The 23348-nt window shown below is 47.6% G+C and carries 26 protein-coding genes and 1 rRNA gene; 21 read left to right on the plus strand and 6 right to left on the minus strand.

Going from position 1 to position 23348, the window contains the following annotated elements; all coding sequences use genetic code 11:
• Positions 1-225 precede the first annotated feature (225 nt).
• The gene (locus tag BC351_RS26575; protein ID WP_079416707.1) at positions 226-459 is read right to left on the minus strand and encodes a hypothetical protein; all 234 of its coding nucleotides are present in this window, start codon (positions 457-459) and stop codon (positions 226-228) included.
• A 154-nt stretch (positions 460-613) separates the two neighbouring features.
• Positions 614-1588 carry a phosphate/phosphite/phosphonate ABC transporter substrate-binding protein gene (locus BC351_RS26580; RefSeq protein WP_079416709.1) on the minus strand — a complete coding sequence of 325 codons (975 nt, stop codon included), beginning with the start codon at positions 1586-1588 and terminating at the stop codon, positions 614-616.
• A gap of 137 nt (positions 1589-1725) precedes the next feature.
• On the opposite strand from BC351_RS26580, the gene BC351_RS26585 reads away from it, so the two are divergent.
• The 7 genes from BC351_RS26585 (at position 1726) to BC351_RS26615 (ending at position 10173) form a co-directional block, all read left to right on the plus strand.
• Positions 1726-2430 carry a 4'-phosphopantetheinyl transferase family protein gene (locus BC351_RS26585; protein ID WP_079416711.1) on the plus strand — a complete coding sequence of 235 codons (705 nt, stop codon included), beginning with the start codon at positions 1726-1728 and terminating at the stop codon, positions 2428-2430.
• A gap of 72 nt (positions 2431-2502) precedes the next feature.
• Entirely contained in the window at positions 2503-4122 is a 1620-nt protein-coding gene (locus BC351_RS26590) for an AraC family transcriptional regulator (protein WP_244209181.1), read from the plus strand.
• 98 nt (positions 4123-4220) lie between these two features.
• A complete protein-coding gene (locus tag BC351_RS26595) occupies positions 4221-5225 on the plus strand; it encodes an ABC transporter substrate-binding protein (protein ID WP_079416713.1) in 1005 nt (334 codons plus the stop codon).
• A 10-nt stretch (positions 5226-5235) separates the two neighbouring features.
• Entirely contained in the window at positions 5236-6243 is a 1008-nt protein-coding gene (locus tag BC351_RS26600; protein WP_079416715.1) for a FecCD family ABC transporter permease, read from the plus strand.
• Positions 6236-7264, plus strand: coding sequence for a FecCD family ABC transporter permease (locus BC351_RS26605; protein ID WP_079416717.1), 1029 nt, complete (start codon positions 6236-6238; stop codon positions 7262-7264). Before BC351_RS26600 ends, BC351_RS26605 begins: the two co-directional genes overlap by 8 nt.
• A 192-nt stretch (positions 7265-7456) precedes the next feature.
• Positions 7457-8326 carry an alpha/beta hydrolase gene (locus BC351_RS26610; RefSeq protein ID WP_079416719.1) on the plus strand — a complete coding sequence of 290 codons (870 nt, stop codon included), beginning with the start codon at positions 7457-7459 and terminating at the stop codon, positions 8324-8326.
• Between the two features lie 251 nt (positions 8327-8577).
• The gene (locus BC351_RS26615) at positions 8578-10173 is read left to right on the plus strand and encodes a bifunctional metallophosphatase/5'-nucleotidase (RefSeq protein WP_279628373.1); all 1596 of its coding nucleotides are present in this window, start codon (positions 8578-8580) and stop codon (positions 10171-10173) included.
• A gap of 84 nt (positions 10174-10257) precedes the next feature.
• Here BC351_RS26615 and BC351_RS26620 read toward each other — a convergent pair whose 3' ends face one another.
• Both BC351_RS26620 and BC351_RS26625 read right to left on the minus strand, forming a co-directional pair.
• Complete coding sequence (locus BC351_RS26620; protein ID WP_079416723.1) at positions 10258-10503, minus strand: hypothetical protein; 246 nt, start codon at positions 10501-10503, stop codon at positions 10258-10260.
• Positions 10500-10820 carry a YbjQ family protein gene (locus BC351_RS26625; RefSeq protein WP_079416725.1) on the minus strand — a complete coding sequence of 107 codons (321 nt, stop codon included), beginning with the start codon at positions 10818-10820 and terminating at the stop codon, positions 10500-10502. Before BC351_RS26625 ends, BC351_RS26620 begins: the two co-directional genes overlap by 4 nt.
• Positions 10821-10926: 106 nt before the next feature.
• On the opposite strand from BC351_RS26625, the gene BC351_RS26630 reads away from it, so the two are divergent.
• From BC351_RS26630 to BC351_RS26670, 9 genes are all read left to right on the plus strand, one after another.
• Positions 10927-11724, plus strand: coding sequence for an alpha/beta hydrolase (locus BC351_RS26630; protein ID WP_425270945.1), 798 nt, complete (start codon positions 10927-10929; stop codon positions 11722-11724).
• Positions 11721-12512 (plus strand): 5-oxoprolinase subunit PxpB, encoded by a 792-nt coding sequence (gene pxpB, locus BC351_RS26635; RefSeq protein ID WP_079416727.1) that lies wholly within the window; start codon positions 11721-11723, stop codon positions 12510-12512. Before BC351_RS26630 ends, pxpB begins: the two co-directional genes overlap by 4 nt.
• Entirely contained in the window at positions 12502-13491 is a 990-nt protein-coding gene (locus tag BC351_RS26640; protein ID WP_079416729.1) for a 5-oxoprolinase subunit C family protein, read from the plus strand. The genes pxpB and BC351_RS26640 overlap by 11 nt, the downstream gene beginning before the upstream one ends.
• A gap of 44 nt (positions 13492-13535) precedes the next feature.
• Positions 13536-14291 carry a LamB/YcsF family protein gene (locus BC351_RS26645; RefSeq protein ID WP_279628374.1) on the plus strand — a complete coding sequence of 252 codons (756 nt, stop codon included), beginning with the start codon at positions 13536-13538 and terminating at the stop codon, positions 14289-14291.
• Positions 14292-14875: 584 nt separating this feature from the next.
• Complete coding sequence (locus tag BC351_RS26650) at positions 14876-15163, plus strand: CD3324 family protein (protein WP_079416733.1); 288 nt, start codon at positions 14876-14878, stop codon at positions 15161-15163.
• Between the two features lie 150 nt (positions 15164-15313).
• On the plus strand, positions 15314-16120 hold the full coding sequence (locus BC351_RS26655) for a helix-turn-helix domain-containing protein (RefSeq protein WP_079416735.1): 807 nt from the start codon (positions 15314-15316) through the stop codon (positions 16118-16120).
• A gap of 106 nt (positions 16121-16226) precedes the next feature.
• Positions 16227-17204: a Gfo/Idh/MocA family protein gene (locus tag BC351_RS26660; RefSeq protein WP_079416737.1), complete on the plus strand. Its 978-nt coding sequence runs from the start codon at positions 16227-16229 to the stop codon at positions 17202-17204.
• A gap of 31 nt (positions 17205-17235) precedes the next feature.
• Positions 17236-18066, plus strand: coding sequence for a sugar phosphate isomerase/epimerase family protein (locus BC351_RS26665; RefSeq protein ID WP_079416739.1), 831 nt, complete (start codon positions 17236-17238; stop codon positions 18064-18066).
• A gap of 18 nt (positions 18067-18084) precedes the next feature.
• On the plus strand, positions 18085-18456 hold the full coding sequence (locus tag BC351_RS26670) for a gamma-glutamylcyclotransferase family protein (protein WP_079416741.1): 372 nt from the start codon (positions 18085-18087) through the stop codon (positions 18454-18456).
• A 77-nt stretch (positions 18457-18533) separates the two neighbouring features.
• On the opposite strand, the gene BC351_RS26675 is transcribed toward BC351_RS26670, so the two are convergent.
• Positions 18534-19025, minus strand: coding sequence for an MBL fold metallo-hydrolase (locus BC351_RS26675; RefSeq protein ID WP_341866025.1), 492 nt, complete (start codon positions 19023-19025; stop codon positions 18534-18536).
• Complete coding sequence (locus BC351_RS44135) at positions 19022-19210, minus strand: MBL fold metallo-hydrolase (protein ID WP_341866026.1); 189 nt, start codon at positions 19208-19210, stop codon at positions 19022-19024. The genes BC351_RS26675 and BC351_RS44135 overlap by 4 nt, the downstream gene beginning before the upstream one ends.
• Before the next feature lie 144 nt (positions 19211-19354).
• Between BC351_RS44135 and BC351_RS26680 the strand changes: the two genes are divergently transcribed.
• The 5 genes from BC351_RS26680 to BC351_RS26700 form a co-directional block, all read left to right on the plus strand.
• Positions 19355-19729 carry a response regulator gene (locus BC351_RS26680; RefSeq protein WP_079416743.1) on the plus strand — a complete coding sequence of 125 codons (375 nt, stop codon included), beginning with the start codon at positions 19355-19357 and terminating at the stop codon, positions 19727-19729.
• Positions 19730-19781: 52 nt separating this feature from the next.
• Positions 19782-21536, plus strand: coding sequence for a diguanylate cyclase (locus BC351_RS26685; protein ID WP_079416745.1), 1755 nt, complete (start codon positions 19782-19784; stop codon positions 21534-21536).
• Between the two features lie 243 nt (positions 21537-21779).
• On the plus strand, positions 21780-22241 hold the full coding sequence (locus tag BC351_RS26690) for a hypothetical protein (protein ID WP_079416747.1): 462 nt from the start codon (positions 21780-21782) through the stop codon (positions 22239-22241).
• Positions 22242-22341: 100 nt separating this feature from the next.
• On the plus strand, positions 22342-22833 hold the full coding sequence (locus tag BC351_RS26695; protein WP_079416749.1) for a GNAT family N-acetyltransferase: 492 nt from the start codon (positions 22342-22344) through the stop codon (positions 22831-22833).
• Positions 22834-23289: 456 nt separating this feature from the next.
• Positions 23290-23348: ribosomal RNA gene (locus BC351_RS26700) — 16S ribosomal RNA — on the plus strand; the annotation flags it as partial.

The raw sequence follows: 23348 nt of genomic DNA on the forward strand, positions 1-23348 counted from the left end.
TTTTTTGTTTTGGCGGGGGATGCCGCGGATGGGAGACGGCCAATGGAAGGCGGGCTCCGCAGGCGCCAGCGGCAGCCCCTTGAGCTGAGCCAGCCAAAAAGGCAGTCTCAGCGCACTCCGCCAGCGCGCTACTCCCTAGTCCCACTCCAGCCTCCCTAAGAAGCGCCAGCAGGGATTCTCAGCCTCCAAATTGTCCAATGGTAAATTGGGACAGGCGGCTTAGTTTCACACGCGCCCGTGGGCTCCTAGGCGCTGTGGCTGATTTTCGAGTGGGATGCCAGCGGTTGAGCTTGCAGGCTCCAATACCTCAATTTGCTCAATAAGCTCTATAGGAATCAAAACGTTGCTTATTTTCAGTAATTGAAATTGTTGATAATAATGTGTAATCACGCCTTGGATGTTATCCTTTCCGATCCGGATGGAGACTTCTGTTTTATGGTTGATCAGCATTTCGAACATTCCATTCACCTCACTGTGGATTATGACACGTCCCAGACGTGCCACATTCATGGTATGCGTGGAAGCGGCAAAGTAGAATGTGAGAAAAAACCTCAAAAAAAACACCCCATCCCGACTCCGAAGAGTAGAAGATGAGGTGTTGTGTCAGAAAGGCTTATTTCAAGCCCATTTCTTTGTTTACGCTGCGAACGATATCGAATTTGGAATCGTCAGTTGCCACGTACCCTTTGTGGGAGTAAACGTCAAAGATAACTTTTTGACCTTCAGGATCGTTGCCGATCGCGATGAAAGCATCCGTGATTTTCTTTTTCCAAGTAGGGTCCATATCGGAGCGAACAGCGATTGTATCGTTTGGAATTTTATCGGAGAAAGCAAGGATACGCGTTTGTTTGAATACATCTGGGTAATCTTTCGTCATGTTAGCACGAATATCCTGGAACACGCCTACAGCGTCAACTTGACCGTTGAGAAGAGCGATAATCGCTTTGTCATGACCTTGGAATTGAACGCCTGTTACGTCTTTAACCGGGTCAACGCCAGCTTTTTTCAACACGAAGCCTGGGTATACGTAACCAGCTGCGGAAGTAACACCTTGCCAGCCGATTTTCTTGCCTTTCAGATCAGCAACGCTTTTGATAGGAGAATCAGCTTTAACAACGATTTCGGATTTGTAGAAATCAACAAGATCTTTCGTTGGTTGGCCAGTTGCATCGTCAACACCTAGACGTGTTGCTTGAGCAATCAAATCAGCGGCTTTACGGTTGTCATGAGCAACAACATAGTTGCTTGGCGGCAAGAAGCCGATATCAACTTGTTTGGAAGCCATAGCTTCGATAACGACGTTGTAATCCGTGGATACGGAAACTTTAACGGGGATACCCAATTTATCGGCAAGCAATTTCTCAAGCGGCTTTGCTTTAGCTTCTAATGTTTCAGCATTTTGGGAAGGAACGAATTGTACTTTAAGCTCCTTAGGAACGAAACCTGCAGCAGCCGGAGTAGCTGTAGCGGCAGTAGTCGCTTTAGCTGTTGAGGAAGCAGCTGGAGTCTCCTCTTTCTTTGCGCAACCTGCAAGAGCAGTAGCAGCAACCAACATGGACAAACTGATAACCGTAAACTTTTTAATCATCTCTTTTTGACCTCCGTTTAAATATTAATTTTTACATATCTTGTACTATAACATTAACATAAAAGATATGGAAGATAGTGTGAAGTATTTGTTAAACTAACAAGAGCTATGTATATAGAAACAATTTCCAAAGTGAGGTGATTGCGATTACACGCCTGTATATCCTGTCGATAGATGACGTTTCCTTCCTATCTGTGGAGGAACTTCTTCCATTAGTCTCAGAGGAGAAGCGGACGAAGCTGCGAAAATTCCACCGCCAAGAGGACCTGCTGCGTGGTCTCTGGGCTGATTTGCTGCTGCGCAAATTAATAATAGAGAACTTGCAGCTTCCAAATTCGCAAATTACATTTGAATATGGCGCTTATGGCAAGCCGCGGCTCTGCGGGAATCATCCATTTCATTATAATATATCTCATTCCGGCAAGTGGGTGGCCTGTATTTTGGATAGTCAGCCTGTTGGTGTGGATGTGGAGCATATGCAAGCTTTCGATGAGTCGCTGGTTCGTACTTTGTTTGCGGAGGAGGAATACCGCTATATCATGGAGGAAGCGGACAGTCGGCTAAGACAGCTCCGTTTCTATCAACTTTGGACGGCCAAAGAGAGCTATATGAAGGCCATCGACCTAGGGCTAAGCCTTCCTTTGCATACGTTCTCTGTGATCACGCCAGAGGGGGTGGAGGGGGCCAAACGTATTCAAGGCGAGGAATGGTTCCTGAAATCGCATCCCATCGACCCGGCATATAGCTTAACTTCATGTTCCAAATCATTGGCAAATTGGGAATACGTAGAAGCAGCCAAACCTTCTCAAATATTGGAAATTCTGAGGTCTGTCTCTAGTTGACAGGCCTTATTTAATTATGCTACCTTCAATTTGATAATGATTATCATTTTCATAAAAGAGGGAGTTGTTCATATGTCTACTGCTCTTTCGATAGATATGTCAACGAATAAAGATAGGCTGGCTGTTTTGGACGATCTTTGGGTCAAGGTTCGTTCCGCACGCTGGCTGCATGAGGGATATATGGCACCACAGCTCATTTCTTCCTATTATTTAATCGTCGTTAAGCAGGCAGACGGTCTGCTGACCTTGGATCTGGCAACGTATCGTTTGCAGCAAGATGTGGCATACGTCGCTTCACCTGGTCAGACGATCGGCATCTGCGAGGAAAATGGGAAAAAGCCTGACGTCTATATCATCGAATTTGATGTTCATCTGGATGGGCATGGGAATGCTGTATTTCCTCTGTCCGGTGAGATTTCCATACATATTGAGAATGCAATGTTGATGTTGTGCGAGCAGTTGTGCAATTGCTGCCGGAGTGAGACGGCTATGGAACGATTTCGCGGGCAATCGCTTTTTCAAGAGCTGCTGTATTGGATTATGAATCATCTCAGGCAGCAGACCAGACCGGATTCCCGCGCTGCGATGGACCGCACGAAGGCCTATATCGACAACCATTATCACGAGGGCATTGCCATCGAGCAATTAGCCCGCATGGCAGAAATCAGTCCCAAATATTATGTTAATTTGTTTAAGAAAACATATGGCAAAACAGCCATCGACTACTTGACGGAAGTCCGCGTTAACATGGCGAAGCAGTTGATGGTCCAGTCTGATGTCCGCTTGCGGGAGATTGCTTTTCAGGTCGGATATAATGATGAGTTTTATTTCAGCCGTATGTTCAAAAAAGAGGTCGGCGTTTCGCCAACCATTTATCTCAAGAACCGCAGACTTCGCATTGCGGCCTACACGGCGCCGATTCTTGGGCAGCTTCTCGCGCTCAAAATCGTGCCATATGCTGCGCCGCTGCACCCCAAGTGGACGTCTTATTACTACAACAAATATCGTACAGATATTCCACTGCATCTAAGCGGCTACCGTTACAACGAAGATTGGGAGATCAAGGTAGAAGCGCTTGCTCAGAGTCAAGTAGACTGCATTATTTGCACGGATCAACTGCATCCTTTGGAAAAGGAACGACTGGAACGGATTGCGCCCGTCCATATCATTCCCTTGTATGAGACTACGTGGCGGGAGCAGCTTCTTCTGACTGCTCAGATTGTCGGTGCCTCCGATGAAGCAGAGTCTTGGTTGAGCAGCTACAATCGCAATGTGAAGCATGTACGAGAACGTCTTCATGACAAATTAAAGCAAGAAAAGCTGCTGGTGATTAGCCAGTTCAAGGATTCCTATCACATCTTCCCGACACGGGGGATGCGCGAGGTTGTTTATGAGGACTTGCAGATGCACGCGCCGCTAAGCACCGGAAGCTACCATGATGGGCAGGGCTTGAATCTGGAAGAGCTTGCTTCCTTTGAGGCCGATCATATTTTGCTTAACATTTGCCAAGAAACAGAAACTTTGCATCACTGGGAACGTGTACAGAGCTCAGAGCTATGGCAAAACCTGGAGGCTGTGCGGAAAAATAAAGTCCACTTGATTTCGTCTGACCCTTGGAGGGAGTACTCTGCTTACGCCAGTGAACGGATGATAATAGATCTAAATGCGCAGTTATGTGGAAATCGTACATAATAATTTCTGGATTTTGTCCATGTTCGCTGGGGGCGTCGTCCCCTATAATTTGATGAGAATTGTTATCAATTGAATGGGTTGAGAGGGGTTTAGATAAAGTGAAGAAATTATGGACACTTAGTATTTCGACGGCGGTTTTGCTGGGATTAACGGCATGTGGAGGCAAGGGGGCACCTGCTCCGGCTGCGGCAACAACAACCCCAGTAAGCAGCACGGCAGCTGCAACCGCTGCTCCGCAAGCTGCAGCATCAGGCCCGAGAGTGATTAAATATGGCGGCAAAGAATATACAGTTCCTGCTAAAGCAGAACGAGTGGTCATCACGGGCGCGTTCGAATCCATGGAAGATGCGCTGCTGCTGGACGTTAAACCGGTTGGCGCGATTACAGTCGGCGGCAAGTTCCCGCCGTTGTTTGCGTCGATTACGGACAAAGCAGAAGGTGTAGGAGAGAAGGCGCAGCCGAATCTGGAGACGATTTTGAAGCTCAAGCCGGACGTTATTCTGATGAGCACAAAGTTCCCTGCAGAGACGATTGAGAAAATCGGCAAAATCGCCACAACGATTCCCGTATCCCATATCTCGACGGATTGGGAGAACAATCTTTCATTGTTGGGAGATTTGACTGGCAAGCAAGACAAAGCGAAGCAAGTGCTGGATACGTACAAGAAGGATGCGAAGGCGCTGAAAGATAAAATCGGTCCTGTGTTGAAGGATAAAAAGGTGCTGGCTCTGCGCGTGCGCGCAGGCAGCATGTTCATCTACCCAGAGGATGTTTTCTTCAACCCGTCCATCTATGCAGAGCTTGGCGCTGCGGTTCCTAACGAAGTGAAGCAAGCTAAAGCGCAGCAAAACATTTCACTTGAGAAGCTTTCCGAAATAAATCCGGATTACCTGTTCATCCAGTTCTCTGAAGATGAGAACAAGGAGACACCGAAGGTTTTTGAAGAGCTGAAAAACAATCCAATTTTCAAAAGCATCAATGCAGTGAAAAATGATCAGCTGTATACCAACGTAGTAGATCCATTGACGCAAGGCGGAACGGCATACAGTAAAATTAAATTTCTAGAAGCGCTTAACAAAAGCAAACTAGTTCAAGCAAAGTGAGTGTATTGTTATGAAACTGAGGATTCCGGGCCATACGCTTATCTTGGGGGCGGCGCCGTTCGCCGTGATATTCACAATGATACTTTCGATTGTGTATGGCGCCAAAAACATTGATATCAGCAGCATCGTTCAGGCGTTTGTTCATTTTGACGCAGGGAATGTGGATCATCAGATTATTACACACTCGAGGCTGCCCAGGGTTACAGGAGCGCTGTTAGTCGGCGCTTTTCTGGCTGTATCGGGAGCTCTTATGCAGGGGATGACCAGAAATGATCTGGCATCCCCTTCCATTATGGGCATCACGGATGGTTCTGCCTTTGCTGTAACGATTTGTATGGTCTTAGCGCCCTATGCTTCATCCATGATGATGATGGTATCTTCCTTTGCTGGTTCAGCGCTCAGCATCGTGCTCGTGTTCGGTCTGGCTTCCTTATTGCCTGGGGGACTTTCTCCCGTACGCCTTGCGATACTAGGGACGCTGATTGGCACGTTTTTAAGCAGCGTATCTGCTGCAATCGCCATGTATTTTCAGGTATCACAAAATATCAGCTTCTGGTACAACGCTCGTCTGCATCAGCTGGACCCCAAGCTAATTATGCTGGCGGTTCCTTTTGCTGTTGTTGGTCTGGTGATGGCGATTTGGATATCCAAATCCATTACTATTTTCTCTCTGGGAGAGGAGATGGCGGTCTCACTGGGACAGCGGACGACGCTTGTGAAAATAGCGGCAACACTTAGTGTTATTTTACTTACGGGCATTTCGGTGGCGATTGCTGGCAAAATCGGCTTTGTCGGGCTTATCGTTCCTCATATCACACGTTTTCTTACAGGACTTGACTACAAATGGATTATCCCTTGTTCAGCGGTCATTGGCGGCGTCTTCCTGGCGCTCTGTGACGTGCTCAGCAGGTTCTTGAATTATCCGTTCGAGATGCCAATTGGAGTGGTTACCGCCCTGATTGGAGTGCCTTACTTCCTGTACCTGATTCGGAAACGAGGAGGGGATTCTCATCGCTAGAACATCAACTAGGCAGTTCGTTCTGACCGTCATCATCGGCGTTGGACTGATCCTGCTGACGGCCTATATTTCATTGACGAACGGCGCTTTTGACATTACGCTGCGTGATATTGCGCGTACGCTGCTGCGCATTCAACCCCAGCATGATTTTGATCTTGTTATCTTCGAATTCCGTCTTCCGCGGATTGTTATTGCGGTTCTTGTTGGCATGGGACTGGGAATGGCGGGAGCGGTCGTTCAGAGCCTGACGCGCAATAATTTGGCTGATCCAGGAATTTTGGGCATTAATGCCGGGGCTGGCATGGCAATGGTGATCTTTCTTTTCTTTTATCAAGGTAAAATGAAAGGTACTAGCTGGACCTCGATTTTGGCGATGCCTTTGATCGGCTTGATTGGCGGGTTGGGAGCAGCTCTTCTTATTTACCTGTTTTCTTGGAAAAACAGTCGCCTAGAATCGCAGCGGTTGCTGCTGACAGGAATCGCGATCGCTTCCGGATTAACGGCAGTTACGCTATTTATCACGTTGAAGATGAACGCCAAAGACTTTGAAATGGCAGCAGTATGGGCTTCAGGCAGCATTTATAATGCCAATTGGAAATATATCTTGTCGATACTCCCTTGGTTAGTGCTGCTCATCCCTATTCTGGTGTCGCGATCTCGCATTTTGGACGTTTTCCAGCTAAAAGAGGACACGGTCCGCAGCTTGGGCGTAACCGTGGAGAAACAACAAGCGCTCCTGCTGCTCAGCAGCATCGGAATCGTAAGCGCATGCGTCTCCGTTTCCGGCGGTATCGGTTTTATCGGGCTCATGTCCCCGCACATTGCTCGCCGCCTTGTCGGCATCGCTCATAAGCGGCTGCTGCCGGTATGTGCGATTGTTGGAGCTCTGCTCGTGATCGTTTCCGACTTCATCGCCAAGACGTTGTTTGCGCCGGCTGAGCTGCCCGTTGGCGTCGTAATTGCCATCATCGGTGTGCCGTATTTTGTGTGGCTGCTGTATCGGAACAAGCACAAGCAATAAAAGATATTCGCAGACATGCAAGCTGCAAGGGAAGTCTGCAGCTTCAAATGTCTGTAAATTATCCATTCTCCAACAAGGATATCGTTCATGGTACAGATAGCAGGCTACCTTTATAATCGACGATGAGAATTATTATCAATGAAAGACTATGTTAAAAATAGTTCAAACATGGAAGGAGAGGGAAAACGAAACATGATTCCTTTAGGCAACGAGACTACCTCTTATCAAGCTGCGGCTCAGAATCGCCACGAGGCGTTTTCTTTGCCGAATACACAGCAGTTCCTCCTTCATTCGGAGGCAAAAGAGCGGCCATATCGCATCTTAGTCGCTACGCCAACGCAAGAGGCCCCACCCCTCGGATTCCCGGTTATTTATTTGCTGGACGCCAATGCGCTGTTCGGTACGATCGTCGAAGCGATGCGCGTTCAAGGCAGAAGATCGGAGAAGACGGGGGTGTATCCTGCCATCATTGTCGGAATCGGGTATCCGACGGATGAACCGTTCGATGATTCCCGTTATTATGATTTCACCATGCCGACATCGGATGAAGTTTTACAAACTTTGCCTGTCAGGAATAAAGATCATGTGTGGCCAAAGCTTGGCGGTGCGGAGGATTTCCGAGCTTTCATTGAGCAGGAATTAAAACCCCGGATCGAGCGTGATTATCCAATTGATAGAAATGCTCAGGCACTTTTTGGGCATTCGCTTGGCGGGCTGTTCGTTCTTCAGACGCTGCTAACGAAGCCTCATAGCTTTCAATCTTATGTGGCAGGCAGCCCGTCGATTCACTGGAACAAAGAGCTGCTCAGACAGCAAGAAGAACAGTTTCCTTCGTTATTGCAGCAGAACACGTCAAAGATAGGTCTATTAATTACTGTTGGAGAATTAGAGGGATCGCATCCTAGTGGGATGAACAGCAATGCCCGTGAATTCTATGACCGATTCTCACTGTTATCCAAGGAAGAGCTGCATGTTGTGTATCACGAATTTGAAGGCGAGGGACATGTTTCTGTGCTTCCTGCGCTTGTAAGCCGGATGCTGCGTTTTGTACTGAGGAGGTAAGAGAGGCATGCAGGAGCCCCCCGCCGAGCCTGCCAAAAAGGCAGTCTCGAGTCCGAAAAAGCAGCAAATCCCAGCAAAGCCGAACCGAGCCAGCCAAAAATGAGTAATGCAGTCGCAACCGCCATGATCCGCAACAAACAGCGTCCTCAATTCAACCAAGCCGCAATCCCAAACAGCCGCAACCTGTCAATCTATCAATGTCTATTGTATAATAGTCAACACAAATAAATTCAATCGTAGGAGTGGTTAGTTTGGTTAAAGAGGCTTCACAAATAACTTGTACAATCAGCATATTGGAAACGAGTGATTTACATGGCAGTATGCTGCCTATCCAGTATGCGAACAACCAAGCTAACGAAGTAGGCTTAACGAAAATAGCCGCACTCATTGCCAGTGAACGCAGTCTCCATCAAGAAGTGATTGTGATTGACAATGGCGATCTTATCCAAGGAACACCCCTTGCCTATCATCATGCGAGATTGGATAACGAGCCGATGGATCCGATGGTGCTTGGGCTGAACTATTTGGGCTATGACGCGGCTGTGGTGGGGAATCATGAATTTAATTATGGACTGGATGTCCTTCGCAAAGCGGTCAAAGAATCGGAATTTCCCTGGTTGTGCGCGACGATATTGGATGCGCAGAGCGGAGAGCCTTTCTTGGGCAAGCCTTATATGATTAAACAATTTGAGAACGGTATTCGTGTGGGAATTCTGGGGCTGACAACGCCTTATATCCCGAATTGGGAAAATCCAGTCCATATTGAAGGACTTCGTTTTGTAGATGCGGTTGAAGCCGCGAAGACTTGGGTGAAGGTGCTTAAGGAGCAGGAGCAAGTTGATGTTGTAGTCGTTTCGTATCACGGAGGTTTTGAAAGAGATCTGACTACAGGAGAACCTACTGAACCTTTGACAGGTGAGAATCAGGGCTACCAACTGTGCATGGAAGTTGACGGAATCGATGTTCTGCTGACAGGGCATCAACACCGCAGTATAGCCGGAATCCAAGTGAACGGTGTGATCGTAGTCCAACCTGGAACTACGGGGGTTACGCTGGGGAAAGTACAATTGGAGCTGTCGCTTCTCAAGGGGAAATGGCAAATAGATGCCAAAACATCTGAATTACTTTCTGTCGCAGGTACCGAAGCGGACAAGAAGCTGATAGAGCTCGTAAGCCCATATGAAGCCAAGACGCAAGAGTGGCTGGATCAACCGATCGGCAAATTGACTGGGGATATGCGGGTAAAGGATCCGATGCAAATTCGCTTAAAGGACAATGCTTTGATCGAGTTCATCAACCGCGTACAGATGGATTTGTCGGGAGCGCTGATTTCGAATACTGCATTATTCGATAATGTTTCGCCCGGATTTCCAGCGGATATTACGATGAGAGATATTGTCTCTAATTATATTTACCCGAACACGCTCAAGGTGATCCGCATTTCCGGTCAAGATATTAAGGATGCTTTGGAGCAGTCTGCGGAGTATTTTGAACTGACGTCGACGGGTGATGTGCAAGTGAGCAGCAAGTTCAAAGAACCCAAGCCGCAGCATTTCAACTATGATATGTGGGAAGGGATCACGTACAAATTGAACATTTCCCGCCCAATCGGATCACGAGTAGTTCAACTCGACTATGAAGGAGAGCCGTTGAATCTCGAGGCATCGTTCGATGTCGTGATGAATAATTATCGTGCTGCCGGCGGCGGCAATTATGCCATGTTCCAAAATAAACCAGTCATCAAGGATATTCCCACGGATGTGGCCGAGCTTTTGGCTGGGTACATTATGGAGCGGGGAACGATAGAAGCCACCCTGAATCAGAACTGGGAAGTTATTTGGGACTAAGCCACGCTTAATAAAATAAATAAAAGCCGCACATAAGAAGAGCGCAAGCTCTGATATGTGCGGCTTTTTGCGATGCAGACAGCTTTATTTTTCCCGAATATATTCTCTGTCACCTGATCTTGGATTATAATAAACGCGGTAGGTGAAGCCATCCTTCGGATCAATAAACACTTCGGGGGTAGAGAGAAAGCCATTGGAAGGCTTCGCTGGCGTGTTTGCCCCATTATTTTTGTACCGCTTATCATAAATCATGTAGCCAAGCAGAAAAAGCACAATAATACCAATTAACCAAGCGCCATAAAAAAGTAGAAATGGCGTTACAGCATTCATAATTTCCGTGTCCGTACCGCGGTGCCGTAAGCAACGATTTCGCTCATATTTTGGCCGATATCCCCACTGTCGAAACGCATCATGACAATGGCGTCTGCGCCCATTGCGGCAGCATTTTTAACTAGTCGGTCCATGGCTTGCTTGCGTCCGTCCTCGACCATTTGCGTGTACTGCGTGACTTCTCCGCCTACTAATCCTTTCAGAGAAGCGAGAATATCGCCGCCAATTCCTCGTGCACGAACAACGACACCAAATGTACTTCCCAAAACTTCTGTGACTTCATAACCCGCAATTTGCTCAGTTGTCGCAACAATCATTGAAGATCAGCTCCTTTTTATTAAATAGACTCTTTGCTACTTGGTTAAGATTGGATATTATTAAGTTAGTACGGATATAAAACGAGGGGGTTTCACAGTGAGTACAATTCGAACGATTGAATTATGGCCCGGAGCATCCAAAGATAGCATCGGTGAAGATAACCAGGGATGTCCGAGTTTGACTTTATATCCGGTGCCTGGGGAAGGCATAAGCTCAGCTGTCATAGTATGCCCAGGTGGCGGTTACTCATGCCGCGCTCCGCACGAAGGGGAACCCATTGCCAAGTGGCTAAATGGACTGGGAATTTCCGCCTTTGTTTTGAACTACCATGTAGCGCCATATGAACATCCGGTTCCCCTGCAAGATGCGCAACGTGCGATAAGAACTGTGAGACACCATGCGGAAGAATGGCGTATTGATTCGAATCGAATCGGGATTCTTGGATTTTCGGCGGGAGGACATCTGGCTTCAACAGCAGGAACCCACTTCGATGCAGGAGATCAAGAATCAGCGGACCCGATAGAAAGACATAGCAGTCGTCCTGACCTTATGGTGCTGTGCTATCCCGTAATTACATTTCAAGGAGAGTTCGCACATATCGGCTCGATGCATAACTTGTTAGGACAAACGCCGGATGAGAAGCTTGTGGCCCACCTTTCTAATGAGCAGCAAGTAACGAAAGAGACACCTCCAACTTTTCTTTGGCATACGGCAGATGACGCCGCGGTTCCCGTCGAGAATTGCCTTTTATTCGCAGCAGCGCTTAGCCGGCATAAGGTGCCTTTTGATCTGCATGTGTTTGAAAGCGGACGTCATGGAATCGGACTTGCTGGGGACCATGCCGAAGCTTATATCTGGCCTGAACTTTGTGCCAACTGGCTCAAAAAGCAGCATTTTGCATGACCCCATTCGGCTATGAGTGCCGACCGCTAGGAGATTCGGGTCTGGTTATCCAGTTAGGAACGAGCATTGAGGTATCTTTGCTGAAGCAAATTCGCCAATTGGCGGTTTATTTGGAGAAAAATCGTTTTGAAGGCTTTATAGAATTGATAACTGCTTATACGACAATCACCATATTTTATGACAGCATGCTGGTATATAGTTATAATCTTGCCCAAAATGCCAGGGGTAAAGCGCGGCGCAACGGGATAACGAATTCACTGCTGCCTTATGACATTGTCCTCCAGCATATTGAAACCCTGATGGCACAATATGTTCAACAAGAAAATGAAAGTCAAATGAGCGAGCTAGGGAACATCGTTGATATCCCTGTTTGCTACGGCGGATGTTATGGGCCTGATCTACCGGATGTTGCTGCGTATCATCAAGTTTCCCCAGAGGAGATTGTTCGTCTCCACACGTCATCTGTGTACCCGGTTTATATGATTGGCTTTGCGCCTGGCTTCCCTTATCTAGGCGGATTGAGTGAACGGCTGGCTACGCCTAGGAAATCGGAACCTAGAACGAAGATCCCCGCAGGCTCGGTAGGAATTGGCGGCGCGCAAACAGGCATCTATCCTTTGGAGACACCAGGCGGCTGGAACTTAATCGGCTGTACGCCGCTGGCTTTATTTCGTCCTGATGCGCATCCACCCTCCTTATTGGAAGCAGGGGATCGAGTGAGATTTGTCTCCATACCTTCGGAACAGTTCGAACAGCTAAGGGAGAGGAAGCAAGACGATGGGCTTTGAGATCATTCAGCCAGGACTGTTGTCAACCTTGCAGGATGAAGGACGTTATGGCTATCGGAAATACGGCGTTATTTCGTCAGGACCTATGGATCATTTTGCACATCGTTCAGCAAATATTCTAGTTGGCAATTCGGCTGGGGCTTGTGCGTTAGAGATGACGCTGCTGGGTCCGAGTATGCTCGCTAAAGAGGATATGATAGCTGCTCTGTGCGGTGCGGAAACAGATGCGGAGCTTGATGGCATTCGTGTGCCAATGTGGCGGCCTTTTGTGATCCCTAAGGGAAGTAAGCTAAATGTTCATTATGCGGTCAAAGGGTGCAGAGCTTATTTGGCTGTGAGCGGTGGTTTTAAGGCACTTCCAATTATGGGCAGTCAAAGCACTTATTTGCGGGCAGGTCTTGGGGGCTATAAAGGGAGAGCTCTTCAAGCAGGCGATAGGTTGGGTGTTTGCGAACCGCAAAGATTGTCTACGTCTGAAGGCTTCAAACGGTTTCAAGGTGAAGTAAGTACATATATCAGGCCGCATTATGAGGACAACCCGATTCTCAGAGTCGTATGGGGAAATGAAGCGGCTCATTTTACGGCAGAGAGCCGATCTCGCTTTGCAGAGCAAAGCTTCCGAGTTACACCGCAATCGGATCGAATGGGCTATCGGTTGGCGGGAAGCCAGCTTAATCCAGTAGATGGTTTAGCTCAAGGTATGGTTTCTGAAGCTGTTACCCCAGGAACCATTCAAGTTCCTTCCAGCGGACAACTTATTCTATTGATGGCTGATTGCCAAACAACAGGCGGCTATCCACGGATAGCGCATGTCATTACTGCCGATTTGCCTTTGGCGGCTCAGGTGAAACCTGGCGGCACGCTTCGTTTCCGGGCGATCAGTCATCAGGAAGCACAAGAGCAGCTTCTTAGGCAGGCTATGAATCTGCGATTGCTGGAAGTCGGGGTACAAGCTCGGGTTAGGAATCAACATGGATAGAGATAACTGGGAGCAGGAACGGAAGGATTGGAGAGTGGACACTTTTGCGTATTGATCTAAATTGCGATATGGGCGAGGGCTTCGGCGCTTACCGCCTCGGCCGTGACGCGGAGCTGCTCGACTACGTCAGCTCCGCCAACATCGCCTGCGGTTTCCATGCAGGCGATCCGGCCACTATGCGCAGCACCGTGCAGCTGTGCTTGCGCAAAGGCGTTGCGATCGGGGCCCATCCGGGCCTGCCCGATCTGCAGGGCTTCGGCCGGCGCGAGATGGCGATCACGCCGTCCGAGGCTTACGAGCTGACGTTGTATCAGCTCGGGGCGCTGCAGGCGTTCGTCCACGCCGAAGGCGGACGCCTGCAGCACGTCAAGCCGCATGGCGCGCTCTATCACATGGCTGCGAAGCGCCATGATCTCGCCGCGGCCATTGCGGCAGCGACGCTCAGCGTCAGCGCGGAGCTGACGCTGTTCGGCCCGCCCGGCAGCGAGCTGCTGCGGGCGGGCGCCGCCGCGGGGCTGCGAACCGCGAGCGAAGCTTTCGCGGACCGCAGCTACCAGCGCGACGGCTCACTGACGCCCCGCGATCAGCCGGGGGCGCTGCTGGCAAGCGCCGCTGACGCTGCGGCGCAGGTCATCAGGCTCGTCCGCGAAGGGAAGGTTCTCTCCCCTGAGGGAGAGGAGCTGAGTCTGCGCGCGGACACGATCTGCCTCCATGGCGACGGCGAGCATGCTGTGGAATTCGCGCGGGATATCCGCGCGTTGCTGGACAGCAGCGGGATCGCAGTCATGGCGCTTGGTTAACTTCAGATTTCCGCTGTCAGGAAAGAATCAATATAATGATTCTTTCACTTGAGAACAAGCTGGGAATATGAGTAAATAGAAAAGTAGCCGGCCGGCTTAATTCCTGCAGAAAGGAGTGATCAAGTTGATTACAACACAAACAGAGGTGATCTCTGCGTAAGCAGGGATCACTGTTCCAACGGGGGCCGCAAGGCCTCCGCATAAAATTTAATTAACGAGTAGACAGCGAGATGCTTTTTACATATAATGAGAAATGTGAACAACTGATGAACACATGAACAAGGCAACAAACGAACACAATAAACTATCTGGTGAAAGGAGTGCTTTTTAATGAACACAATGACAATGACAGTAGCGATGAATGTTGCGGCCGCCGCAGAGGTACTCGTCTCCTAACTGAATATCATTCGTGGAATAACCGTTCACCTGAATTGTATAATTGCATATACAACCGACAGGCACGATTATGATCGTGTTTTTTTTATTCCATTTTTTGAGAATGGTAGGAGGTTATGGGGCGATGAAGATACTCTCTGCAAATCCGTCAAAGTTTAGCTTTGCACAATTTGAGGAGGTTTTCATCCATGAGTTACAAGAACGGGAAGGACGTTCTTCCCCCTAACCTATTAAAACAATTACAAGAATATATCCAAGGTGAAATCGTATATATCCCTAAGAAAGAGCAGAAACGCGCCGGATGGGGAGAAAATAACGGAACACGTATTATTATTGAACGCAGAAACCAAGAGATTTTCCGGTTGTACCAAACAGGCTCCACCGTTATGGAGCTGATCAAGGTCTTTCATTTATCGGAAGACAGCATCCGCAAAATCATTGTGAAAACGCGTGAAATCACTACAAACCAAGCGTAGAAGCAGCATCCCTAGAGGTGCTGCTTTTTTTTCGTGGCGACGAGGCGGCGAATTGTGAGCGAATTAAAGGAAAAGCTCCTAACGACGGGAACTATAAAAGGAAGAAAACGCTGCGCAACGTTACTATCGTTTGGAGAAGGTGAAAGCTATATGCAAGATGAACTGGAAATCCGAAGTTTTATCGGTACCCATGATGCCGAGTTCTATGATGATGGATTCCACCGTCACCCTGCGGTCGAGATCAGCATCGTGCTCGAAGGGAGGGGGATGTTCGAGTGGTCCAAACGAAGTGTGATGGAAACAGGTCATATCGTCATCATCCCCCCGGATCTGTCTCACCGTTTTGAAGCCGTGACTAGTGTAAGGTTTGGTGTTATCCTGCTGCAGGGCGTATCCGCACGCATTACGGAGCTGCTCAAAAAGCTCGGAGGCGGCGCGAAAGGAGCGCCTTTATTTCTGGCGTTGTCTCGACTGGATAAAGAACGATTTGAACGCTTGTTTCGGGAGTGGCTCCGGATGAAGGCCTCTTTCCTCAAGGAAAAACAAGCGAATTATGCAGCTTGGATGGAAGTATTGCTGCTTTTTTTACTTGAACATTCCCAGCAGGATTTGCAGGGGATGACGGTGACCAAGGCGGCTGACTATATGCGTGAAAATATGCAGGAATCGATTCAAATCTCTGATCTGGCTGAGCTGACCGGCTTTACGGAGCCCGCTTTTCGGCGCGTTTTTGAGCAAATGTATGGGGTTAGCCCAAAACAGTACCAGCAGCAGTGTCGTTTGCAGGAAGCGAAGTGGCTGCTAAGCTCGACAGAGAAGGATATCCGCGAAATCGCCGAGCAGGTGGGCTTCTCCAGGCTGCATTCCTTTTCCCAGTGGTTTAAGCAGCAAGAGGGTTTGCCGCCTACGGTTTGGCGGAAAAGTCAACGGATGCAGCACGGCTCCGCTTATGCTTGAGTTGCGTTTTGTGTAAATTGCGGTTCGTTTTCCCTAAATACAACCGCTTGCTTATTCGCTATGATAAGGAAGAGAACGCAAACAAGTTATAGGAGGAACACAATAGATGGAAAAAGTCAGGATTGGTTTTATCGGCGTTGGGGGCATAGCGGAATATCATTTGAAAACTTTGCAGCAAATCGAGGATGCCGTCATCACGGCTGTATGCGATATGAATGGGGATCGGGCAAGGGAAATTGCTGAAACATTTGGCGCTGAGACTTATGAAACGGTGGAGGAGCTTCTGGATGCTGGGGTCATTGATGCGCTCTATATTTGTACGCCTCCTTTTGCCAGGGAAGGCATTGAAGAAGCGGCGGCAGCGCGGGGCATCCATCTATTGTCAGAAAAGCCGATTGGCTTAGAGATGGAAGCTGTCCGTCGTAAAGACCAAATGATCCGCGAATCCGGCATCATTAACTCTTCAGGCTACTGCTTGCGTTATCTGGATACTGTGCAGAAGGCCAAAGAATATTTGGCTGATAAGCAAATTGATATGGTGCTTGCATACCGAATCGGCGGCATGCCGGAGGTTAGCTGGTGGCGGAAGATGGATCTCTCTGGTGGCCAGCTTGTCGAGCAATCCACCCATCAAATGGACTTGATTCGCTATTTGGCGGGAGAGTTTGATTACGTGCAAGCCAACTATGAGCAGCGTCATATCCAACGTCTTCACCCGGAGGCAACGGTCTATGATGTAGGAATTGTCTCTTTTGGCTTGCGCAGCGGCGCGCTCGGTACGATCAGCAACACCAGCTTGTCCCGCCATATGGGACGAGGGGATGTAGAATTTTTTGGACGCGACTTCTACGTGTCAATCAGCGGGTTGACGCTTCGTATAGTAGATGACAATCAAGATGTGACGATTACTTCGGAGATGGATTTTTATCTCGAACAGAATCGGGCGTTTGTAGCGGCAGTCAAAAGTGGACAACAAGACCTCGTGCTTGGTGATTTCAGCGAAGCGGCGGCGACACTGGAAGCTACCTTGGCGGCTAACGAGTCAGCTGTAGCGAAAAAAACGATCTACCTCGCAGCTGAATAGCACTCATTGAAAAACATGTGGGAGGTGGCCTATGTTAAAAGGTGTGAATCAATGGTGTTTTCCTGAAGGGACACCGCTTCAGCAGGTATTCGCGATCAGCCGTGAGGCCGGTTATGATGCCGTCGAGCTGAATGTTAACCCGCTGGGCGGTGTCGGTTTGACCATGGAAACGACGGCAGCAGAGGCCGAGGCGATCGGTCGTTTGGCCAACGAATATGACATTCAGCTGCGAAGCTTGTCCACTTCGTTGTTGTGGCAAACCCCGCTTTCCTCCGCAGACGCGTCTGTGCGTGAACAGGGACGCCGAGTTGTTGAGAAACAACTGGCGTTAGCTGAGCTCATAGGGATGGATACGGTGCTTGTTGTGCCTGGAGCGGTCAACGAACACACCTCCTATGATGTTTGCTACGATCGCAGCCATGCGGAGCTTGCATTGCTGGCGAAAGAGGCGGAGAAGCGCCGCGTACGCATTGGCATTGAGAATGTGTGGAACAAATTTCTGCTGTCTCCGCTTGAAATGCGCGCCTATGTTGATGCTGTGCAGTCGCCTAATGTTGGAGTCTATTTTGATGTGGGCAATATTTTACATAACGGTTATCCTGAGCAGTGGATCAAAATTCTTGGCTCACGTATCGTAAAAGTACATGTGAAAGATTATCGTCCCAGTGTAGGTACCGGCCATGGCTTTGTGCCGCTGCTTTCCGGTAATGTTAATTGGACAGCCGTACGTAATGCGCTGCAGGAAATCGGTTATACGGATACGCTGACAGCTGAGGTTGAGATCTACGCGGAAGGTCCGCTGCAAACGGTATACGATACTTCTCGGCATTTGGATATTATTCTTGGCGGCGTGCCGAGATAGCGCTGGGAGCGAGCTGCCATGATTTCAGTTTTTGTCTATGGTACCCTGTTGGTTGGAGAAAGCAATCACTATGTTGTGGAGCCATACTTGCTATCGGTCACGACTGGAGCGGTTCGCGGCAGTTTGTATCAGGTAGGTGACTACCCTGCACTGGCCCTTCCGGCTGAACCTGATGATGAGCGTATCGTTATCGGGGAATGGCTGAAGGTCACGGAAGAGGGGCTAAGCGCAATGGACATCTTGGAAGACTATTATGGGCCCGGACAAACCAATGAGTACGAGCGCGTGTGGATTCGTGATCGGAACGGCTTGCACGAGGGTTGGGTCTATATTTGGACAGATGTCAGCGGGCTAACGGAAATAACGAGTGGATCTTGGAAAGCCAGGTAGAAGAAAGAGCCGACAGCGATGTTCAGCTCTTTCTTTTTGTATAGGGAGGGACCTTTGCGGAGATAGGCCTACTCTTCTCAGTTCTTACCCTCAGCGATCTCAGCAAGGCGTTCTTTAATCCGCTCCGTACAAACTCCGCCATGATAGGTAATCACGGTAGCGATATCCCAATCGAGCAATTTGGCGACCGACTTAAGCGCTGTATCCATATCAGGAGTGAAATCCGGATTAGGAGGCATGAGTACGCCGTCTTGAGCAGTCAACGCATCCCCGCTGATCAAGGTCCGGCTTGGTTGATGATAGAGACAGATATGATCCGGTGTATGGCCTGGTGTGAAGATGACTTGAAGGCCTCCACCATAAGGAAGGATGTCACCGTCTTGCAGTGTAACATCCACTTTGGATGGCTGCACAAGCATTTTGCCTTTAAGCGTAGGAATTTCCCCTTGTATGTAGGGTTTTGATACTTCATGAGCGAGCACTTCAATGCGTCCTTCGGAAGCGGCAAGCAAGTCGGGCAAGCCTCCGATATGATCCATATCGTGATGGGTAATAATGATTTTCGTCAACTTTCGAACGGAAAAGATGCTTCTTCGAGGGCATTGCGAACAACCTCTAACTGACCTGGCAAACCTGTATCTACTAGGATAACATCGTTCTCGTCCCACAAAAGCGTCGCGTGAACGTGGAACGGATTCCCTCTTGCATTCATTTTCAAAATCAATGGTGTAATCCCTGCTTGTATCGCCATCATCCTACCTCCAATATTTTGTTTAATGTCGTATATTCCCATTCTAATGGATGGATATTAGATATACAATTTCTTGACTTCCAGGTTTCTTGCTTCGACACAAAATGCTATAATTAGCGGTAATTCTATTGGTTGAGGAGAAACGATATGTCTGCCTACAAAATTTTGCTTGCCGATGATGAATTAGCTCTCCGGTTTCTGCTCACAGAAACATTATCCGATGAAGGCTATGAAATCACAGAGGTTGAAGACGGTCAACAAGCGATTGAGCGGTTGGAGCAGGAAACCTTTCATTTAATTATTTTGGATTATATGATGCCGGAACGTACGGGCGTAGAGGTTTGTGAATGGTTGCGGCAAAGCGATAATGCGAACCGCGATTTGCCGGTGATTCTTTTAACTGCCAAAGCCTTGGATAAAGATAAGGAAAAGGCCAAAGCGGCCGGCGTTACGACGTATATTGTTAAACCTTTCAGCCCACTCCAGCTTCTAGATACGGTTGGACAATTACTGCAAGCTTAGTACGAACAATATATATAGCAATTTATTTATGTAAAAGGGTGAATGTCCAATCATGAGTCATACGAATCTAGAGCCAACGAAGGATACAAAGTCCGAATCAGACCGGGATGCGAGAATTCTTAGACAAGGAAGAAAACTGTTTATCCGTGAATTTGAAAAGCAGTTAAAGCAGCTCAATTCCTTGCTTGATACTATTCAATCTGCACCTGCCGTTGATGAGCTGAACCAATTTTATCGCATTATCCATACACTTAAAGGCAGTTCACCTATTTTTGGCTATGTGCGCATCGGTAAGTTGGCTGAGGATCTCGTACGTATTTGGGAATGGACACAGTCCTTGGATAGCAAAATAGATGAAATACTTGTGCCGATATCACCAGTCGAAGAAAGTACAACACGCAGTGTGCAGATTCTTCGGGAAATGAACATGGAATATGATATCGGCTTAACGGAAATCCAGATGGATGAGCAGCAGGATCCGGGCGGAGGCTCGATGCTGGGCTCGCTCAAAAGCCGGCTATTGCTGGTGGATGATGATGGAGTGCTGCGTTCCTATTTGACGCGTCGCTTGCAGCTTGACGATTGTGTTGTTGATGAAGCGGCTGATGTGGAATCAGCGACCAAATTATTGCGCCAGCATACGTATGATTTGGTTATTCTAGATCTGATGATGCATCCTCAATCCGGCTATGAGCTTTTTGAGTTTCTTAAGGAAGACCCAACGTTGAAGTGGCTGCCGCTTATTGTCTTGTCCGGGCGCAATGATCTCAATGATAAGGTTCGGTGCTTCCATTTAGGTGCAGATGATTATGTTACCAAACCATTTCAGTATGAAGAACTGGCGGCAAGAATTTACGGACTACTGAAGAGAACCAAAAATTTCGAGCAGTTGGCTTTCCGTGACCCGCTTACCGGTGTGTTTAACCGTCGTTATTTTGACCTTCAGATTGGGATGGAGCTGCAGCGGATCGAACGATATCCGGCACCGATTTCCTTGGTTTTTATTGATATTGATTTCTTCAAAAAAATTAACGATACCTATGGGCATCATGTGGGAGATATCGTCCTGCAAGGCTTGGCGCATTTATTGCAAACCAACTTGCGGTCCACCGATTTGCTTGCCCGTTTTGGCGGAGAAGAATTCGTAATTGCTCTGCCCAATACGGCTATGGAACAAGCAGTCACAACCGTTCAGGAGATTCTGAACAAAGTGCGTGCCAATCCGGTGGCTCAATATGAAGGGCAAACCTTCTCCATTACGTTCTCAGGCGGCGTAGCCGAGTGGCAGCAAGGGATGACGGTAGCTGAGTGGGTATCCAAAGCCGATGAGGCCATGTATCAAGCGAAGCAGCAAGGCCGAAATCGTATTATGGGTGCTGTGCAGGAAAATGAAACACATTCCAATAAAGCGGCAGCAGCTCCTCTGATTCAGAAGAAAAGCCTGTTGATCGTGGACGATGATCCGATTCTACGAGCCATTCTGACCTCTCACTTGGAGCACTTGGCCATTACCATTACACATGCAGCCGACGGTGAAAAAGCGCTGGATTTATTGCTAAGCAAGAAATTCGATGCATGTATCCTGGATGGGATGATGCCGAAGCTGGATGGCTTTAGTTTGTTGGAGCAGTTGCAGAAGGATTCGCGGTTATCGAAGGGCGACATGAAGGTGCTGATGCTTTCTGGCAAGAAGAAAGAAGATGATGTCGTCAAGGGCCTGCACATGGGTGCGGATGATTATATGACGAAGCCTTTTTCGCTGGTTGAGTTGGAAGCACGAGTCAAAAAGTTGATGAACTTAGAATAAATTGTTACACGCAAAACCACAGTATGTTCGTTGTTTCAAAGAATGGAGGAGCTTTTTTTGAAGCTGCTCCTTTTTTTAATAGAACGTATAAATGCCCTCGATAGAGTTTTTCCACTAGCAAGGTTGCCCAGAAAGTAACATGATCTGTTGGGATAAGTGAACCTTGTCACAGGCTAGATTTTTTTACTTATAACGAACTGTGAGGTCTTTATTGACGGGAAATAACTAGCGAGGTGACTATGGTTGAGATTTGAATATAAGTTAAGCGGTAAAGGCTGGGCCGAGGGGTTTATTGAAATCAACTCTAACATCGCATATTTCACTACCAGTTACTTAACTGACGCACTCGATGATATGTTGAAGGCATTAATTTTACTAATTCCAGAAATAAGTACCTATCCTGTATCAGCAACTCATTTTGAATGGCATGAGGAACCGGGCGGAACGCTTTGGAATTTGCGCAGGGTTAGAGAAGATATGTTAAATATTGAAATTGTGTCATTTGAAGACTTACTAAAGCGAAAAAAAGAAACCATAGATATGAATGAAACATGCTCAATTATTGATTTTGTCAAAGTTATAATTCATGGACTTGATTTAGTTTTATCAAAGTACGGAGCAGATGGTTTTAAGGAAGAATGGGTCAATCATGATTTTCCTATGAAAAATTATTTTAGATTGAAAAGTTACATCACAAACAGGTAAATGAAACATAGTGAAGGAGCTTGCTTCACAGCAGCTCCTCTTTTCCATTGAAATTACGAGCAGGAGTGCTGCGGAACATGCTAAATAAATGGGGGCCAAAATGGATATAAGAAAGTTCAGGGATACGGATATTAATCAAATTGTCTCCTTATTCTACGAAACAGTGCATTCGGTAAACAAACGGGACTACTCACAAGAGCAACTGGATGCTTGGGCTCCCAAAGACGAAGTGACGCTCAAATTGAATACCTGGAAAGACTCTTTGAGTCACAATGTTACGTATGTTGCAGAGATCGAAGGTGAAATAGTTGGATTTTCTGATATAACACAATATGGTCACTTAGATAGACTTTTCATTCACAAGGATTATCAAGGGCAAGGAATTGCTTCTGCATTGGTGAACATGCTTGAATTTGAAGCAAGAGGATTAGGTCTTATTGAAATTGATACAGAGGCAAGCATAACTGCTAAACCTTTTTTTGAACGTCATGGATATCGAATGATTCAGTCGCAGGTTGTTGAACGCAAGGGAGTTAAGTTAGTCAATTTCAAGATGGTTAAAAACTTGCTAGGCTCTAACGTGAATCTTTAGTACGACAATAAAGCGAGGCTGCTGTGATAGGTTATGAATGGTTAGCTTAACCAGACTAGTTACTATATAGATGATACGATTTGCCCGCTATCTTATTGTTTATCACTGTAGGAACATTCGAAACAATGGCAATAGTGGAACATTTCCAAGAGGGGTTGTAATTGGTTGCTGAGCATGTTACATTAGTCCTCGTTGCTTTTGAAGCAGCAAACACCGACAGACACCGACAGAAATTGACGAGAAAAAAAGTGCTTGCAATTGATGAACGAGCTGTGGTATATTACTTCTCGCTGCTTCGGTAACACGGCAGTGAACGAAAGAAATTGATCTTTGAAAACTGAACAACGAGTGAGTAAGCACGAACGAGCAATCGTTCAAAAAAGAGATTGTAAAATCTCGCTAGCAAGTCAATTGAGCATTTCAGCTTTCAGATATACGGACGAGCAATCGTTCGCTACTATGGAGAGTTTGATCCTGGCTCAGGACGAACGCTGGCGGCGTGCCTAATACATGCA

The sequence above is a fragment of the Paenibacillus ferrarius genome (assembly GCF_002027705.1).
Lineage (GTDB): Bacteria > Bacillota > Bacilli > Paenibacillales > NBRC-103111 > Paenibacillus_E > Paenibacillus_E ferrarius.

Coding starts and splice junctions, on each gene's coding strand:
- BC351_RS26670 (WP_079416741.1), top strand. CDS start 18,085: ATGATTTCAGTTTTTGTCTATGGTACCCTGTTGGTTGGAGAAAGCAAT.
- BC351_RS26680 (WP_079416743.1), top strand. CDS start 19,355: ATGTCTGCCTACAAAATTTTGCTTGCCGATGATGAATTAGCTCTCCGG.
- BC351_RS26650 (WP_079416733.1), top strand. CDS start 14,876: ATGAGTTACAAGAACGGGAAGGACGTTCTTCCCCCTAACCTATTAAAA.
- BC351_RS26620 (WP_079416723.1), bottom strand. CDS start 10,503: ATGAATGCTGTAACGCCATTTCTACTTTTTTATGGCGCTTGGTTAATT.
- BC351_RS26660 (WP_079416737.1), top strand. CDS start 16,227: ATGGAAAAAGTCAGGATTGGTTTTATCGGCGTTGGGGGCATAGCGGAA.
- pxpB (WP_079416727.1), top strand. CDS start 11,721: ATGACCCCATTCGGCTATGAGTGCCGACCGCTAGGAGATTCGGGTCTG.
- BC351_RS26655 (WP_079416735.1), top strand. CDS start 15,314: ATGCAAGATGAACTGGAAATCCGAAGTTTTATCGGTACCCATGATGCC.
- BC351_RS26665 (WP_079416739.1), top strand. CDS start 17,236: ATGTTAAAAGGTGTGAATCAATGGTGTTTTCCTGAAGGGACACCGCTT.
- BC351_RS26610 (WP_079416719.1), top strand. CDS start 7,457: ATGATTCCTTTAGGCAACGAGACTACCTCTTATCAAGCTGCGGCTCAG.
- BC351_RS26640 (WP_079416729.1), top strand. CDS start 12,502: ATGGGCTTTGAGATCATTCAGCCAGGACTGTTGTCAACCTTGCAGGAT.
- BC351_RS26685 (WP_079416745.1), top strand. CDS start 19,782: ATGAGTCATACGAATCTAGAGCCAACGAAGGATACAAAGTCCGAATCA.
- BC351_RS26600 (WP_079416715.1), top strand. CDS start 5,236: ATGAAACTGAGGATTCCGGGCCATACGCTTATCTTGGGGGCGGCGCCG.
- BC351_RS26580 (WP_079416709.1), bottom strand. CDS start 1,588: ATGATTAAAAAGTTTACGGTTATCAGTTTGTCCATGTTGGTTGCTGCT.
- BC351_RS26575 (WP_079416707.1), bottom strand. CDS start 459: ATGTTCGAAATGCTGATCAACCATAAAACAGAAGTCTCCATCCGGATC.
- BC351_RS26625 (WP_079416725.1), bottom strand. CDS start 10,820: ATGATTGTTGCGACAACTGAGCAAATTGCGGGTTATGAAGTCACAGAA.
- BC351_RS26695 (WP_079416749.1), top strand. CDS start 22,342: ATGGATATAAGAAAGTTCAGGGATACGGATATTAATCAAATTGTCTCC.
- BC351_RS44135 (WP_341866026.1), bottom strand. CDS start 19,210: ATGATGGCGATACAAGCAGGGATTACACCATTGATTTTGAAAATGAAT.
- BC351_RS26590 (WP_244209181.1), top strand. CDS start 2,503: ATGTCTACTGCTCTTTCGATAGATATGTCAACGAATAAAGATAGGCTG.